Source organism: Embleya sp. NPDC001921, assembly GCF_053594475.1.
Map to the genome: position 1 here is coordinate 31,677 of NZ_JBSFEO010000064.1, position 16,839 is coordinate 48,515.

Here is a 16,839-nt window from a genome sequence, read left to right on the forward strand (position 1 = left end):
CGGAGTGGACCAGGACTGGAGTACGCGTGACGAGCTACGGCATCACCGGCCACATCAACCTGGCGCCCGACACCGTGCCGCTGGTCGACCGGGCCGTTCGGGACCTGCTCGCCCGGGTCGCGCCGGACGAACTCGTGGGCTATAGCTGCCTCGCGGCAGGTGCGGACGCGATCTTCGCGCACGCCGTCCTGGAACTGGGCGGCCGACTCGTGGTGTTGCTGCCGTCGGCCGACTACGGCGCGACCAAGGTCGGTCCGGACTACCGCGCGAGCTTCGAGCACCTGATCGCGCGGGCCGACGAGGTCCGGGTGATGCCGTTCCGCCGGGCGTCCGTGGACGCGTACGCGGCGGCCAACGACGCGCTGCTCGCGGCGGTCGACGTGGTGTTCGCGGTCTGGGACGGCCGACCCGGCGGCGCGCGCGGCGGCACCGCCGAGGTGGTCGCCAAGGCCCGCGCGGCGGGCACGCGGGTACGCGTGGTCTGGCCCCCCGGCGCCGCCCGCGGCTGAGCACGACCTGCGGCGCGGCACGCAACGACTTGGCCGGGTACGGGAGTTGCCCGGAATCCGAGCCCGGTGGTGTGGTGCGCGGTGGCCTTCGAGCCCGGCGCCGCGATCGTGGTCGGGTGCGGGCGTGGGAGGAACGAGCGGGCCCGCCGGTGGTCGAGGGACGACCGGCGGGCCCGCCGCGGGTGTTCGGGTACGGCTACCGCGCCGAGTCCGCCTCGGTCGGCCTCGATTCGGCGGCGGGCGCGGTGCCCGGCGGGTACGACGGGCCCGCGGCGGCCTTGCGCCGCGAATCGAGCACGGCCAGCACCAGCGTGGCCAGGCCGGCCAGGCCCGCCAGCACCGAGATGCCGGGCAGGACCAAGCCCATGACGGCGTTCTGCGCTTCGCGCCACGCGGAGTCGGTGATGCGGAACAGCCCTATGCCGACCGCGGTCACCCCGAGCAGCGCGATCACCGCGTGCCAGATCACCGGATTGGCCGGCCGCGCGGCGCGGGCCGGCGCGGGGGTGAGCGGGAAGGGTGAACCGTTCGGGAAGGGCGGCACCTCGGTCGCGGCGACGGCGGGCGCATCGGCCGGCAACTGCGGCGCGGGCACCACCCGAGTCGGCGCGTCCGGTCGCGGCGGCGCCGCCGACTCGGGTTCCCGGGCGACCTTGACGGTCTCGGCACCGGCGTCGGCGGGCGCGGGGGACTCGGAGTCCCGGGCGACCTTGACCGTTTCGGCGTCGGTGCCCCGGCGGATGGCCGGCACCTTGACCGGCGCGCCACCGTCGTAGGGCGCCTTGGCCGCCGGCTTGTCCGCCTCGGGCGCGGGAGCCGCCGGGGTCGCGATCGGTGTCGTGACGTCGTCGTCCCCGCCGACGCGAACGGCCGGTGTCACCACGGGAGTCGTGGCGTCGGCCGCCGGGTCGGCGGCGGGCTTCTCGGCGGCGGGCTTTTTGGCGCCGTTCCGGTCGGCCCGTACCGCCGGCGACGCCACCGGAGTCGCGTCGTCCTCGTCGTTCACCTCGTCGGTGTCGGTGTCGGTGTCGGTGTCGGTATCGGTGTCGCCCTTGTCCCGGCCCGCGCCGTTCTTCGCGGCACCACCACCGGCGGCGGGCTTCCCGGCGCCCTTCTTGCCCGTGCGTACGGCGGGCGTGGCCACGGGGGTAGCGTCGGACTCGGACTCGGACTCGGACTCGGACTCGTCCTCGGCTTCGGTCTCGGCGGTTCGCGGGGTCGGCTTCGCGCCCTTCCCGGCCGCGGCCGATGCCGGTGTCGCCACCGGAGTCTCGTCGCCCGCCTCGTCGGCATCGGACCCGGCGGCGGGACCGCGGGTCGTCTTCGCGGCGCCCTTCTTGCCGGTCCGTACCGCGGGCGTGGCCACGGGAGTCGCGTCGTCTTCGTCCGTGCCGGCCTTCGCGGCACCACCACCGGCGGCGGGCTTCCCGGCGCCCTTCTTGCCCGTGCGTACGGCGGGCGTGGCCACGGGAGTCGCGTCGGCCTCGGCCTCGTCCTCGGCGGCTCGCGCGGTCGGCTTCGCGCCGTTCCTCGCGGCGGCACCACCGGCGGCGGGCTTCCCGGTGCTCTTCCCGCCCGCGCGTACCGCCGGAGTCGCCACGGGCGTCTCGTCCGTGTCGGTCGGCGTCGCGGCGGCGAGTGCGGCGGCCGCCGGGATCTCGGTGGTCTCCGGCTCCTCCTCTTCCTCCTCCGCTTCCCCGTCCGCGCCCTCGGCGTCCTTCGGGGGCGGGGCATCGCCCACGGCCGCGGTCGCCGCGGCGACCAGCGCCCTCAGTTCCTCGGGAAGCCAGTCCGCACTCGGCTCCGCCGCCGCGAAGCGCGCCACCAGGTCGGCCGCCGAGGGCCGTGCGGTGGGCCGCTTCTTCAGGCAGTCGGCGACGATCTCGCGGAGCCAGTCCGGGAGTTCCGTCAGGTCCGGCATCTCGCGCACGACCTTCTGCGCGATCTCGGCGACCGACCCCGCGCCGAACGGCGCCACGCCGGCCGCGTGGCACAGCACACCGCCCAGCGCGAACACGTCGATCGCCGGGCCTATGGAGCCGCCGGTGACCTGCTCCGGCGCGGGCAGCCCCGGGACGTCCACGACACCCGTCCGGGTCATCCCGGCCGAGCCGAGGGCCCGGGCCAGCGAGTAGTCCGACACACGCGGTCCGTCGGCCGCGAGCAGGACGTTGGCCGGCTTGAGGTCACGGTGCGTCAGATCGACCTCGTGGACGGCCGCGAGTCCCTCGGCCAATCCCGCGCCCAGCGCGCGCAGCGAATGCTCGGGCAGCGGACCGTGCGCCGCGACGGCCGCCTCCAGGGACGGGCCGGCCACGTGCTCGACGACCAGCCACGGCGGCGTGCCGTCCGGGTCCGCGTCCAGGACGTGCGCGACGTGTGTACCGCCGACCTCCCGGGCGGTGGTGACGTCCTTGCGGAAGCGTTCGAGGAACGTCTTGTCGGACGCCAGGTCGGGCCGCACCAGCTTGACCGTGACGTGGTCACCACCGGGTGCGCGACCGAGGAAGACCGTCCCCAGGCCGCCCTGTCCCAACCGGGCCGACAGTCGGTACCGCCCGACAACCCCGGGATCGCCCGGCTTCAGCGGATCCATGACTGCCGCCCCCTCTATGTACGTGCTGCGCCAAGGCAGGGAGGGGCCCCAGGGCTTTTCGCCGGCCCTGTCTGTCTCGCCTCCCCGCGGACTTTGCCGCAGCCTACCCTCCGGGCCGAGGCCCCACCGAGGGCCCGGACCGGCTCGTCGACGACTCGTGAACGTCTCGTCACCGACCCGACGACCGCGGCGAATCGCCGGGACATGTCCCGATTCGCGCCTTTGACCGGGCTCCGTACGCGCCGCTAGCTTCGCGACAACACCCGGCAACACCCGGCAACATCAGCCCGCGCGGCGAGGGAGCTGAACCGATGGCGATCGTTCTGGGGCCGAATCGATACGGCAAGGCACAGGTGCGACTGGTCCGGGTCACCCGGACCACCGCGACCGAGCACGAGTTGTGCGACCTGAACGTGTCCGTGTCGCTGTCCGGCGACCTCGCGGACACCCATCTGCGCGGCGACAACGCCCACGTCATCCCGACCGACACGATGCGCGCCGTGGTGTACGCGTTCGCGCGGGACCGACCGCTGCCCGCGATCGAGGCGTTCGGGCTGCGTCTGGCCCGGCACTTCGTCGACGCGTACGCCCCGATCGACACCGCGCGCGTGCGCGTCCTGGAGTACCCCTGGATCCGGATCCCCGGTACACACGGGCCGCACCCGCACGCGTGGACCCGGGCGGCCGGCGCCCGATACGCGGGCGTGCTGCACGGGTCGGCCGGCACCGAGGTCTGCGCCGGCCTGGAGGACGTGACCGTGCTCAAGTCCACCGGGTCGGAATTCCACGGCTTCATGACGGACCGCTACACGACGCTGGCCCCGACCCGGGACCGGATCCTGGCCACGAGCGTGCACGCGCGCTGGCGTCATCGGCGGATCGACGTCGCGTCGGCGGACTGGGACACGTCCTTCCGCGCGGCCCGCGACACGCTGCTGCGCACCTTCGCCGACACCCACAGCCTGTCCCTGCAACAGACCCTGTACGCGATGGGCGAGGCGGTGCTGACCGAACAGGAGGATCTGGCCGAGGTGCGGCTGACGCTGCCGAACAGGCACCACGTCCCGGTCGACCTCGACGCGTTCGGTCTGCACAACACGGGTGAGGTGTACCAGGTGACGGATCGGCCGTACGGCCTGATCGAGGGCACGGTGCTGCGCGACGACGCGGCACCCGCGCTCGCCGAACTGCCCTGGCGATAGCGCCGGACGCCGCCGACCGGACCGGGACACACCGCGGGGGCGAGGCGCCGTCCGGCACCTCGCCCCCGCGACCCCACCCCTCATCCCCCCGGATGAAAGTTCGTCGCCCGCGTATTTCCGTCGCGCGCGTGTTCGTCGTCCCCCGGACGCCGACCCGGACGCCGACCCGCCGCCCCCGGACGTCGCCCCCGACGTCGCCCCGGACCGGGCGTCGGTCAGCCCAGGTTCTCGATCCCGGCCGTGCCCTTCTCGACGTCGAGGACCTCGACGGAGGAGACCTTGCGGGTGGTGTTGTTCTCGGCCCACTGCTTGGCCTCGGTGGCGAGCTTGCCGCCCTTGTCCATCCGGGCGCTCTCGGCGGCGAGGTTCTCCGTGAGCGAGACCTCGGCGGGCAGCGAGGTGAGCACCACGACGTCGTAGCCGGAATAGGTCTTCGAGATCCGGACCTTGGTGACCAGGCCGCCGTGGGTGGTGGTCTTGAGCTTGGCGAGCAGGTCGGCGGCGTACTTCTCGGAACCGGCCTTGTCGGTGTCCTTCTCCGCGCCGTTCTCGATGCCGGCGGTGCCCTTCTCCTTGTCGAGCACGGAGACGGAGCCGATCGTCAGGCTCGACGAGTCCTGCGTCCACTGCATCGCCTCGACGGCGAGCTTCTTCCCCTTGTCCATCCGGGCGTTGGCACCCTTGATGTCCTCGGTGATGGAGACCTCGGCGGGCAGCGTGGTGTTGACGGTCACCTCGTAGCGTTCGTACTGCTTCACGATCCGGACCTCGGACACCACGCCGCCGTGCTTGGTGGTCTTGAGGTGGGCCAGCAGGTCCTGGGCGACCTTGTCGGTGCCACCCTTGTCGCCGGCCTTGGGCGCGTCCGACTTGGGCGTGCCGGTCTTGGGCTCGTCGGCGCCGGGCGCCGCGCTCGCGTCGGCCGCGCCGGTGGTCCTCGGCGACTCCACCGAGGCGCTCGACGCCTTGCCCTCTTCCTTCCTGTCGGGTCCGCAGGCGGCGAGCGATCCGGTCATGGCGATCGTCGCGGCGACGGCCACGGTGGTGATCAGGCCCCGGCGACGTCCCCGCGGGGGCGCGGTCGAAGCGGACTGCTGCACAACGGTCTGCCGGGGAGCGAGCGCGGACATGAGGTTTCCCTTCGGAGGCACTGCGTCTCGGCCGTCTACTGCGCCGATCGGTCCGCCGGCCGAGCGGCCGGTGGTCAAGTGACAGCGCGGTGCGGGTGTTTCCGGGGTTGCTCCGTGCTGCCGTGGTCAATAGAAGCAGTGCCTGTGAACGCTGTCAACAAGAATTTTGCTCGCGCATGAAGTCGCCTCGATATGGTTGACTCCGGAAGGTTCACAATCGGCCCATGAGGAGGAGACGGTGCCCAGCAGCCCCCAGGTCACCGCTGCCGAGATCGCCCGCATCGCGGGCGTCGGGCGCGCCGCCGTGAGCAACTGGCGGCGGCGCTTCGACGACTTCCCGCGGCCCGTGGGCGGCAGCGACGCGAGCCCCACCTTCGCGCTGTCCGACGTGGAGAGCTGGCTGCGCGACCAGGGCAAGATCGCCGAGGTCGCCCCGGAGGAACACCTGTGGCGCCTGGTCGCCGCCTCCGACGACATCCCCGGCCGGCTTGCCGACATCGGCGACCACCTGGCGGCCGGCTCAGCCGAGCCGGTCGGGCCGCACGCCGCCCTGTTGCGCGCCGCGAGCGACCTCGCCGGCACCCGCGGGGCGTCGGCCGTGTTCGCCGCCCTGTACTCCCGATTCGCCGAGTCCGCGGCCGGCCCGGGCGGTGTCACCCCCTCGGCCACCGTCGCGCTGATCGCCGAACTCGCGAGCGTGGGACGGGAATCCGTGACATCCGTGCTGAATCCGGCGACCACGCACGGCGATCTGCTGCTCGGTTTCGTGCGATCCGCGCGCACCCTGCGCGGGCAGGCCGAGGCACCGGCCCTGGCCCGACTGATCCGGGCCCGCATCGCGCTGCACCCCGATGCCGGAGCGGACACCGCGATCGCCGTCGCCGAGGGCGACGCGCTGCGCGCGGACGCGTGGCCCGACGAGCTGTTCGACACCGTCGTGGGCAACCCGCCGTTCAACGACCGCAATTGGGGCCACGACGAACTGGCCTACGACCGGCGCTGGGAGTACGGCCTGCCGCCCCGGACCGAGTCCGAACTCGCGTGGGTCCAGCACGCGCTGGCGCACACCGAGGTCGGCGGGCGGGTCGTGCTGCTGATGCCGCCCGCCGTCGCGGCCCGGGGCTCGGGCCGGCGGATCCGGGCCGAACTGCTGCGCCGGGGCGCACTGCGCGCGGTGTTCGCGCTGCCCGCGGGCGCCGCGCCGCCGTTCGGCGTCGCGCTGCACCTGTGGATCCTGGAACGGCCCTCGGGCGAACCGATGCCCTCGCACGTGCTGTTCGCCGCGCTGGAGGACCCGGCCGCGGCACAGGCCACGGTGCGGGCCTGGCACGACTTCGGCACCGACCCCGGCGGCCTGGCCGAGGTGCCCGGCCGGCACCGCGCCGTGCCGCTGATCGAACTCCTCGACGACAACGTCGACCTGACCCCGTCGCACAACCTGCCCGAGCGCACCGACCTGCACGTGGCCGAGCGGGTGCACGACACCCGCCGGCGGCTGCTCGACCTGCTGGACCGGCTCCCGGAACTGGTGCCCGACGTACCCGCCGCCGACCCGGGGGCGGCGACCTGGCGCTCGGTCGCGCTCGCCGACCTGGCCCGCACCGGCGCGGTCACGCTGTACCGCAGCGCGACCCGCTCCGGCCGGAGCGGCCGGGAGACGCCGACCGGGCCGACCGTGCCGATGCTCACCACCACCGACCTCGCCGCCGCCGTGCCGCCGAGCGCGCGCCTGTCGGTCGCCGACGCGGACGAGGCGCAACATCCGCGCATCCGGGCGGGCGACGTGATCGTGCCGACCCTGCTGGGCAGCGGCGAGAACGGGTGGGCGGGCGCGGTCCGGGTGGCCGGACCCGCCGAGCGGGACGCGGTGCTCGGACCCAACCTGCACCTGTTGCGCCCCGATCCGGCCACCCTCGATCCGTGGTTCCTGGCCGGGTTCCTGACCGACCCGGCCCAGGCCAGGCGGGCCGGCTACGGGTCCAGCATCGTGCGGGTCGACGTGCGCCGGATCGAGATCCCGCTGCTGCCGCCGGACCGGCAGCGCGCCTATGGCGAGACCTTCCGGGCGCTGCGCGCGTTCGTGACCGACCTGCGCGGCGCGGCGGCCCTGGGCGAGGACCTGGGCCGGGGCCTGCTGGAGGGCCTGACCGCCGGCCTGCTCCAGCCGCCGCGGTAGCGGCGCTCGCCCGGCTCCGCCCTAGCGGCCCTCCAAGGCGCGCAGGACGGCCTGCGAGCGGGCCGTCGGCGCGGCGGAGCGGAACGGGCCCGGCGGGGCCAGGGCGGCCGCTCCGGCGGCCCGGTCGGGGCCGGTGTAGCTGCGCACCAGGGCCTCGGCGGCGGCGCGGTGCACGTCGCCCATCGAGTACAGCTCCTCGCCGGGGACGATCCGATGCCGCCGGGCGCGCGCGTCGTGGGCCGGCCACTGTCGGTGCACCACCAGCCGCGGCTCGTCCTCCGGCTCGGCCGCGGTCAGCGTGGAGAAGGACAGCGTGTACGGGAGCAGCGGGCCGACCAGCTCGCACAGGCCCCACAACACCGCCTCGGGGTCCGGCACGGCGTCCGCCTCGGACAGCGCGAAGGTGGCCTCCGGCCGGGTGAGCACCGCCGAGATCACGTCCGTCAGCACCTCGGGATGCCGCGTGGCGCGCAGCCGCAGCCCGGCCTCGCGGCGGGTCAGCTCCGCGTTCAGCACCGCCGGGTCGAGCCGGGGCACGTGCCGGTGGCCCGGGGGATCCAGATCCGGCAGGTCCACCGGCGCCGCGCCCAGCGCGAGCGCGTGCCGGGGACCGGCGAGCGAGACCGCGCCGGGCTCGGGTCGGGCCGGGGCGATCAGCACCAGAGCGTGGGCGGCGGTGCGCCGGATCAGCGTCGGCCGGCCGCCGAGCATGCCGAAGCGGACCGCGGACCGACGCGGCCCGTAGTACCCGGCGCCCAGCGCGGGCCCGAGCATCGGCCCCAGTACGGAGTGCCAGCGCCCCAGGCCCGGTTCGGACAGCGACGAGGTCGTCACGCTGATCGTCCCCGAGTCGCTCACCCGGTAGCCGATCCGGTCGAGCATCGGCGCACGCGTCGGGTACGGATCCTCGGTGTAGCGCTTGGTCGGGGCGGGCGCGGGTCGGGCCGCGGTCGGTTCGGCGGCCCGTCGGCGCGCGGGCCGGGCCGGGCGCGGGCGCTCGGCCGAGGGAGCGCGCACCGCCTCCGGCTCGGCTGCCGGTCGCGCCGCGGGCGGGCCGGCCGGTTCGACGGCGGGGCGGATCCGGCGCTCGTGCTCGTAGAGCAGTTCGAGGACGGGGCGGGGCAACCACGAGGCCGCCTCGTGCGGGCGCCGGCGGCGGGTCAGCAGGGCGGCGAAGTCGGCGACCACGTCGTGCGGCGAGGGGCGCCGGTCGGCGCGGCGGCGCAGACACGACTCCACCAACGGCAGCAGTTCCTCGGGCAGTCCGGTCAGATCCGGGTCGCGGTTGCGCACGGCGCTCATCACCCGCATCGCGCTGCCCTCGTACGGCGCGTGACCGGTGCCCGCGAACAGCAGCGTGGCGCCCATCGCGTACACGTCGGAGCGGACCGTGCCGGATTCGCCCTCGATCTGCTCGGGTGCCATGTAGGCGATCGTGCCGACCAGGTTGACGGTGTCCTGGTCCTCGGCCAGCGCGAGCCCGAAGTCGATCACCTTGGGGCCGTCCAGGGTGACCAGGATGTTGCCCGGGGCCAGGTCGCGGTGCACCAGGCCGGCGCCGTGGATCGCGCCGAGCGCCTCGGCCACCCCGGCGGCCAGCCAGCGCACCGCGTCCGGCGGCAGTGGACCGCACTCGTCGACCACCTCGCGCAGCGACGGCGCGGGCACGTACGCGGTGGCCAGCCAGGGCCGCTCGGCCTCCGGGTCGGCGTTCACCACGGCGGCCGTGAACACCCCGCTGACCAGTCGCGCGGCGTGCACCTCGCGGGCGAACCGGCGGCGGAAGTCCGCGTCGTGGTCCAGCTCGGCCAGGATGGTCTTGATCGCCACCAGCCGGCCCGCCGGGGACAGTCCCAGGAAGACCCGGGCCATGCCGCCCCGGCCGAGTCGGGAGAGCACCCGATAGGGCCCGATCCGGCGCGGATCGTACGCGTCCAGGGGGGCCGGACCCCGCCTGTCGACATCGGTCACGCAACGTCCCCCCGGGCCACCCGATCGTGTGCCCTCATCATGACGCCGCATGGGTGACACTCGTAACGGGAAGCCGAAACACGTGCACTGTTGTGCCGATGACTCTGGGCATCTCGACCCGCCACCCTGGGTCAGGTGACGCGGCTCACGGTTTGTCGCCCAGGTGGGAGGTGGCTGCGAGGTCGCCTCGCGCGCCTGCTATTCGTACTGATGCACACATGTCACAAAGACCGGAACCGCACGGACACGATCCGGGTGGCTGCCGGAGCCTGAGCCGAGAAGTAGGGGACCCCCATGAGCGAGGACTCGGTAGTACTGCGCCACCAAGGAAACGAGCACACCCTTCCGCTGGTCGAGGGCACCATCGGCGACACCGCCGTGGACATCTCGACACTTCGCGCCAAGACGGGGCTGGTGACCTACGACGGAGGGTTCGTCAACACCGCCGCGTGTAAATCGGCGATCACCTTCATCGACGGCGAGGAGGGCATCCTTCGCTACCGCGGCTACCCGATCGAGCAGATCGCCGAGCAGGGGACCTTCCTGGAGACGGCGTACCTGCTGATCTACGGCGAGTTGCCGTCCGCGAGCGCGCTGGACAACTTCCGCGACGAGATCACCCAGCACACCCTGCTGCACGAGGACGTCAAGCGCTTCTACGACGGCTTCCCGCGCGACGCGCACCCGATGGCGATGTTGTCGTCCGTGGTGTCCGCGCTGTCCACGTTCTACCAGGACAGCCACAACCCGTTCGACGAGGAGCAGGTCCGGCTCTCGGCGATAAGGCTGTTGGCGAAGTTGCCGACGATCGCGGCCTACGCGTTCAAGAAGTCCGTCGGGCAGCCGATGCTCTACCCGGACAACTCGCTCGGCTACGTCGAGAACTTCCTGCGGATGACCTTCGCGGTCCCGGCCGAGTCGTACAAGGCCGACCCGGTGGTGGTGGACGCGCTGGACAAGCTGCTCATCCTGCACGGCGACCACGAGCAGAACTGCTCGACCTCGACGGTGCGGCTGGTCGGCTCCAGCCAGGCGAACATGTTCGCGTCCATCTCGGCCGGCATCAACGCGCTGTGGGGTCCGCTGCACGGCGGCGCGAACCAGCAGGTCCTCGAGATGCTCGAGCAGATCAAGAACGACGGTGGCGACATCGACTCGTTCGTGAACAAGGTGAAGAACAAGGAAGACGGCGTGCGCCTGATGGGCTTCGGCCACCGGGTGTACAAGAGCCGCGACCCGCGCGCGACGATCATCAAGAAGGCGGCCGACGACGTCCTGTCCCGGATGGGCAAGAAGGACGAACTGTTGGACCTCGCGATGCAGTTGGAGGAGCGCGCGCTCGCGGACGACTACTTCGTCGAGCGCAAGCTGTACCCGAACGTGGACTTCTACACCGGGCTGATCTACCGGGCGATGGGCTTCCCCACCGAGATGTTCACGGTGTTGTTCGCGATCGGCCGGCTGCCGGGCTGGATCGCGCACTGGCAGGAGATGATCGCCGACCCGAAGGCGAAGATCGGCCGCCCGCGCCAGGTGTACACCGGCGTCGCGCTGCGCGACTACACCCCCATCGGTGCTCGCTGACCGTAGGGAACACGCGAAAACGATCTTGGAGTCGAAGGTCCCGAACCACGGTTCGAGGTACTCGGCTCCAAGATCGTTTTGTTTTCCGCCATCGCGTTTCGCGCCGAGGTCGCTCGCGGGCGGTGCAGCGCACTCGATCGACCCCGGTGCGGGAGAACTGTACTGACAACTCCTGATTGATCGGTAGTTTTGTGACCTGAACGTGATCAGCGACTCGGACCCGTCCCAAAGGTCGGGAGTCGAACGAGCCGGCGAGGGTCGAGGGTCGAGCCGGGACGCGCCGGGATCAGCCGGTGGGCGTCGCCTCCGCGGGGCCCTTCCCGGTGGCCGCGTCGAGCACGTACAGGTGCCGATCGGCGCTGCCCACGAAGAGCAGCCCGTCGGCCACGACCGGCGAGGTCACCCGGCCCCCGGTGGTGAAGCGCCAGCGCGGCTCGCCGCCCATGCCCACCGCTATCACCGAGCCGTTGCTGCTGCCCGCGTACACGATGTCGTCCGCGACCACCGGCGAGGTGACCCAGCCCTCGGCCCCGAACCGCCACACGCAGCGTGTGGTGTTGACGTCGACCGCGTACAGGCCGCCGTCGCCGCTGCCGAAGAACGACAGGTTGCCCGCCGTGGCCGGCTGCGCGACCGGACCGCCCGCGCCGAACCACCCGCGCATCGCGCCGTCGGTGGCGTTGAGCAGGTACAGGTACTGGTCGGTGCTGCCGACGTGCACGATGCCGTTCGCCACGGTCGGCGAGGACACCCAGCCGCCGGTGGCGAAGCGCCACCGGCACCAGCCGGTCGCCGCGTCCAGCGCGTACACGCAGCGGTCGCTGGAGCCGAAGTACACCGTGCCGTCCACGACGGTGGGCGAGGTGGCCCAGCCGCCGGTGGGGAAGCGCCAGCGACATCGACCGGTGGCCGCGTCCACGGCGTACAGCGCGTTGTCGCTGGAGCCGAAGTACACGGTGCCGTCGGCGACCACGGGGGCGGCCACGACCTCGCCGCCGGTGGGGAAGCTCCAGCGCCACTGACGTGACGTCAGCTCCAGCGCGTAGACATGGTTGTCCTGGCTGCTGAGGTACATCAGCTCGCCGTCCACGGCGGGCGGGTGCGACCAGCCCGACGAGTCGAACCGCCATTCGCGGGTGGCCAGGTGCAGGGTGTGCAGCCCGTTGTCGTTGCTGTGCACGTGCACGCGCGCGGTCCGACCCGAGCCCGCGCGGACCGGCGGGGTGAGGATCTCGCCGGTCGCGGTGAACCGCCACACCGGCGAGGTCTCCAGACCGCCGGTGGGGGTGCGCGGCGGAGTGGGGTGCTGGCGTGGCACGTCGGGCCCGCTCTCCGGCCACGTGACCGGAGAGTTGGGTATGGGCGCGGGCGGCCTGGCCACCCGCTCGGTCGGCAGGGCCGGCGACGGGGACGACGTGGACACCTGACGGCCCGCGACCGGTCGCGAGCCGCCCGGCTGCCCGGTGTTCGTCGGCGGGGTCGGCGGGCGCGGCGGCGGCTTGCGGGTCGGGTTGGTCGGCGGGCGTTGCGGCGGAGGGGGCCGGTGCGTTTCGGGGCGCGGCGCCGGGCGCGGCTCCTCGCGTACCTGGTTGGGCAGCTTGCCCATGTTGTTCGGGTCCGGGCGCACGTTCTCCGGCAGCTCGGGCTGCTCGGGTTCGGCCGGCTCGCGCACGGGCGGCGTGCGCGGGCCCATCGTCGGCCGGTACTGGCTCTCGAACCGCTGCACCATCGCCGACGCGTTGTCCGGCAGTTGGCTGTCCGCGTCGCTGTCGTCCAGCATCGGGGCGAGCTGGTTGAGCAACTGGGTCGGGCTCGGCCGATGTTCGGCCGCGCGCTGCATGCACAGGTTGACCAGGCCGGTCAGCTCCGGCGGCAGCCCTTCCAGATCGGGAGAGCCGGTGACCAGGCGCAACAGCGCCTCGGCCGGCTTACGGTCGGGGTAGGGGGAGTGCCCGGTGGCCGCGTACACGAGCGTCGCGCCGAGCGAGAACATGTCGCTCGCCGGAGTGATGTCCCGAACGCCCTGCGCCTGTTCCGGCGACATGTACGCGGGGGTGCCCACCGCGACGCCGGTCATGGTCAGCGAACCGAAGTCGGCGGCGCGCGAGATGCCGAAGTCGATCACCTTGGGGCCGTCGCTGGCCACCAGCACGTTGGACGGCTTCAGGTCGCGGTGCACGAGTCCGGCGGCGTGCACGGACTCCAGCGCCTCGGCGATGCCCGCGGCCATCCAGCGCACCGCGCGCGGCGGCAGCGGACCGCACGCGCGGACCAAGGATTCGAGCGAGGGCGCGGGCACGTACGCGGTGGCCAGCCACGGCACCGCGGCGTCGGGATCGGCGTTGACCACGGCGGCGGTGAACACGCCGCTGACCCGGCGGGCCGCGGCCACCTCCTGCGCGAAGCGCGCGCGGAAACCGGGATCGCCGCCCAGCTCCGAACGGATCGTCTTGATCGCGACGAGCCGCCCGAAGGGCGAACGACCCAGATAGATACGGCCCATGCCGCCGGCACCGAGTCGGCCGAGCACCGCATAGGGGCCGATCCGTTCCGGATCCCCCTTGGCCGGTGGCTCACCCGGCCATCCGTGTTCCGTCACAATCCCCCCGAAGTCGCCCCACCGCCCATCATCCCCGCCGAGCGGCCGTTTCGACAGGAACAGGCGGGAGGAGTGCCACGGCGCCGGTCGTCCCGTCGTCGCGATTTAGGTGCCCCGGGGTGGAGCACCCGCTGCCTGTCGCAGGGTACCCGCCTGCCCGGTCTGCCGCCCACGCCGCGTCCCGCTTCGACCGAAACACAGGGGATTCCCCCGGTCATCGATCACGAAGAGTGGCCGAGGAAGCGGAAATTTGATCGCCGATCGGTCCGAAACGGACGCGACACGCCCGTGGACCACGAACACCCGGACTCGGTTCGACGTGAACCGGGCCCGGGTGTCGAGGCAACCGACGATTTATCGGTATGTCCGCGAGTCCGCCCGACGCGGTCCCGCCCGGTGTGCTGCCACCCGCGCGGTCCCGTCCGTGCGGCCCCGCCTAGTGCAGTCCGGCGGGGGCGTCCTTGGACAGCTCCGACTTGTCGACCCGCAGGACCGCGACCGCGATCACGGCGGCGATGCCGAGCAGGATCGCGGCGGTCAGGAAGCCGGCCGTGTAGCCCTCGGTGAGCGCGAGCTTGATCGAGCCCGGATCGATCAGGGCCTTCTCGCCCAGCTTGGCGATCTGGTCCTCCATCTTGCTGTCCTTGGTGCTGGAGTAGATCGTGGTCAGCACCGCGATCGCCACCGCTCCGCCCACCTGCTGGGTGACGTTGAGCATCGCGGAGCCGATACCCGCGTCCTCCGGGGCGATCCCGGCCACCGCGGTGGCCATGATCGCGACGAAGATCAGACCCATGCCCAGACCGAACACGACCATCGCGGGCAGCAGGCCCACGACATAGTTCGAGTCGACCTCGAGCAGGGACAGGTAGAACAACCCCAGGGCGGCCAGGATCGGACCCGCGGTCAGCAGCACTCGCGGCCCGATCTTGGGCAGCATCACGCTGGTGAACTGGGCCGAGACCATCACGCCCGCGCACAGCGGGAGATAGGCCAAGCCGGCCTTGATCGGCGTGTAGCCCGCGACGATCTGCATGTAGAGCGTGATGAAGAAGAACGCGCCCATCATGCCGCCGGCGGCGAGCGCCATCACCACGTAGCTCGCCGAGCGGTTGCGGTTGCGGAACAGCCGCATCGGCATCAGCGGCCGCTCGACCCGCAGTTCGATCACGACGAAGGCCCCGAGCAGCACGGCCGACAGGACCAGCGAACCCACGGTCAGCCCGTCGGTCCAGCTCTTCTCCGCGGCGCGGATGACGCCGTAGACCAGCGCGGTCACACCGAGCGTGGAGGTCAGCGCGCCGGGTATGTCCAACCGGCCGCGCCAGATCGCCTTCTCGCCGGTCTTGGCGTCGTCCGGGATGGCCAGGGGCAGCGCCGCCACGAGCGCGATGCCGATCGGCACGTTGACGAACATGACCCAGCGCCAGGAGATGTACTCGACGAGCACACCACCCAGGAGCAGGCCGACCGCGGATCCCATGCCCGACACCGCCGCGTACACGCCGAACGCCTTGTTGCGTTCCGGTCCTTCCTCGAAGGTGGTGGTCACCAACGACAGGACCGCGGGGGCCACCATCGCGCCGCCGACACCCTGCAGGGCTCGTGCGGCGAGCAACAGCGCCTCGTTGGTGGCGAACCCGCCGAGCAGGCTCGCGACGGTGAACACGATCAGGCCGAGCGCCAACAGGCGGCGTCGGCCGAAGAGGTCACCGAGCCGACCACCCAGCAGCAGCAGGCCGCCGAAGGTCAGCATGTAGGCGTTCATCACCCACGAGAGTGATGTTTCGCTTATGTCGAGCGCCTTGCCCATGTCGGGCAGGGCGATGTTCACGATGGTCGCGTCGAGCACGATCATCAACTGGGCCCCTGCGAGCAGGGCCAAGGCCAATCCGCGACGCGCGTGGGGCGCGTCCGCGGACGGGGATCCGGTCGAGCCGGCGACCTCGGAAGGTGCCGTCGTCATGGATTGCCTCGCATTACTAGTGGACGTGAGCGTTCTCTAGGGGAATCTAGAGGTTATGCATTAGAGAACGCAAACGTTTTCTGTACCATGGCGATCGGAGGCGAGAGTGAGCACAGGAGTACGCGCGGGTCAAGTCGAGACAGCCCTGCTGGTCACCGACTACAGGCAGCGCCCCCGTAAGCGCGGCGTCACGCTGGAGCGCGCGATCACCGAGGCGGTGGTCGCGGAGCTGGGTGAACGCGGCTACGGCGCGCTGACCTTCGAAGGTGTCGCGACCCGGGCCGGGACCGGCAAGTCGGCCCTGTACCGCCGCTGGCCGGACAAGATGAGCATGGTCGCCGACGCGCTCTCCGCCGCTCTGCCGAACCCGGAATCGTTGTCCCTGCCCGGCGAGTTGCGCGCCGATCTGATCGTCTACCTGGAAACCGTCGCGCAGGGCATGCTCGGCCCGCTCGGCCTGGGCATGCGGTTGTTGTGCGGCGAGATCAGCCGGCACCGCGAGTTCGCCGAGATGTGGGAGCACCGCGTGATCGGCCCGTGGCAGTCCCTCCTCGCCGAGGTGCTCGCCGACGCGATCGCCCGCGGCGAGGCCCGCCCCGGCGCGCTCGCCCCGGAATGCGTCCTGGCCGGCCCCTCGGTCCTGTGCCAGCGCTTCACCATCACCGGGGTCCCGATGTCGCGCGCCGAGATCGAGTCCCTGGTCGACAACGCGCTCATGCCGATGCTGACGGCGCGCTGAATCGTCGGGTGACGGTGTTGGCCCGGCTCGTGGGTGGGGTGGGTTGTGGGCGGGGGCGTGGCGGGGCGGGTCGGGGTCGTGGGTGGGGTGGGGCGGGCTGGGTCGTGAGCAGGGCGGGGCGGGCGGAGTCGCGGTGGCGGCGTTGCTTCTTGTTGGGCGACTTCGTCGCCGGCTCGCGGGTGGGGGTGGGTCGTGGGCGTGGCGTGCCGGGCCGGGGTCGTGGGTGCGGCGTTGCTTCTTGTTGGGCGACTTCGTCGCCGGCTCGCGAGGCACCGCTTTTTCTTTCCCCCGCAAGCTCCTCCAAGAAAAAGCGGCGCCTCGCTCGGGGCTTCGTGTCCCTCCGCTTCGCTCCGGGCCACGAAGCCCA

The 16,839-nt window shown here is 72.4% G+C and carries 10 protein-coding genes; 5 read left to right on the forward strand and 5 right to left on the reverse strand.

From position 1 onward, the window contains the following. Positions 1-26: 26 nt before the first annotated feature. Positions 27-509 carry a hypothetical protein gene (locus tag ACWCPW_RS45770; protein ID WP_449767563.1) on the forward strand — a complete coding sequence of 161 codons (483 nt, stop codon included), beginning with the start codon at positions 27-29 and terminating at the stop codon, positions 507-509. Between the two features lie 196 nt (positions 510-705). Here the strand turns inward: ACWCPW_RS45770 and ACWCPW_RS45775 are convergent, their stop codons facing one another. Next, the gene (locus tag ACWCPW_RS45775; protein ID WP_449767564.1) at positions 706-3,105 is read right to left on the reverse strand and encodes a serine/threonine-protein kinase; all 2,400 of its coding nucleotides are present in this window, start codon (positions 3,103-3,105) and stop codon (positions 706-708) included. Between the two features lie 311 nt (positions 3,106-3,416). On the opposite strand from ACWCPW_RS45775, the gene pucL reads away from it, so the two are divergent. Then, positions 3,417-4,307, forward strand: coding sequence for a factor-independent urate hydroxylase (pucL, locus tag ACWCPW_RS45780; RefSeq protein WP_449767565.1), 891 nt, complete (start codon positions 3,417-3,419; stop codon positions 4,305-4,307). Between the two features lie 215 nt (positions 4,308-4,522). On the opposite strand, the gene ACWCPW_RS45785 is transcribed toward pucL, so the two are convergent. Beyond that, positions 4,523-5,437 carry a hypothetical protein gene (locus ACWCPW_RS45785; RefSeq protein ID WP_449767566.1) on the reverse strand — a complete coding sequence of 305 codons (915 nt, stop codon included), beginning with the start codon at positions 5,435-5,437 and terminating at the stop codon, positions 4,523-4,525. A 238-nt stretch (positions 5,438-5,675) separates the two neighbouring features. Here ACWCPW_RS45785 and ACWCPW_RS45790 point away from each other — a divergent pair, with 238 nt between their 5' ends. After that, the gene (locus ACWCPW_RS45790; RefSeq protein WP_449767567.1) at positions 5,676-7,613 is read left to right on the forward strand and encodes an N-6 DNA methylase; all 1,938 of its coding nucleotides are present in this window, start codon (positions 5,676-5,678) and stop codon (positions 7,611-7,613) included. 21 nt (positions 7,614-7,634) lie between these two features. Here ACWCPW_RS45790 and ACWCPW_RS45795 read toward each other — a convergent pair whose 3' ends face one another. Further along, the gene (locus ACWCPW_RS45795; RefSeq protein ID WP_449767568.1) at positions 7,635-9,584 is read right to left on the reverse strand and encodes a protein kinase domain-containing protein; all 1,950 of its coding nucleotides are present in this window, start codon (positions 9,582-9,584) and stop codon (positions 7,635-7,637) included. Positions 9,585-9,878: 294 nt separating this feature from the next. On the opposite strand from ACWCPW_RS45795, the gene ACWCPW_RS45800 reads away from it, so the two are divergent. Beyond that, entirely contained in the window at positions 9,879-11,168 is a 1,290-nt protein-coding gene (locus ACWCPW_RS45800; protein WP_020555562.1) for a citrate synthase, read from the forward strand. Between the two features lie 286 nt (positions 11,169-11,454). Here the strand turns inward: ACWCPW_RS45800 and ACWCPW_RS45805 are convergent, their stop codons facing one another. Both ACWCPW_RS45805 and ACWCPW_RS45810 read right to left on the reverse strand, forming a co-directional pair. Beyond that, positions 11,455-13,767 carry a protein kinase domain-containing protein gene (locus ACWCPW_RS45805; RefSeq protein WP_449767569.1) on the reverse strand — a complete coding sequence of 771 codons (2,313 nt, stop codon included), beginning with the start codon at positions 13,765-13,767 and terminating at the stop codon, positions 11,455-11,457. Between the two features lie 436 nt (positions 13,768-14,203). Beyond that, complete coding sequence (locus ACWCPW_RS45810; RefSeq protein ID WP_449767570.1) at positions 14,204-15,733, reverse strand: MFS transporter; 1,530 nt, start codon at positions 15,731-15,733, stop codon at positions 14,204-14,206. 106 nt (positions 15,734-15,839) lie between these two features. On the opposite strand from ACWCPW_RS45810, the gene ACWCPW_RS45815 reads away from it, so the two are divergent. Continuing rightward, the gene (locus tag ACWCPW_RS45815) at positions 15,840-16,472 is read left to right on the forward strand and encodes a TetR/AcrR family transcriptional regulator (protein ID WP_449767571.1); all 633 of its coding nucleotides are present in this window, start codon (positions 15,840-15,842) and stop codon (positions 16,470-16,472) included. The last annotated feature ends 367 nt before the right edge of the window (positions 16,473-16,839 follow it).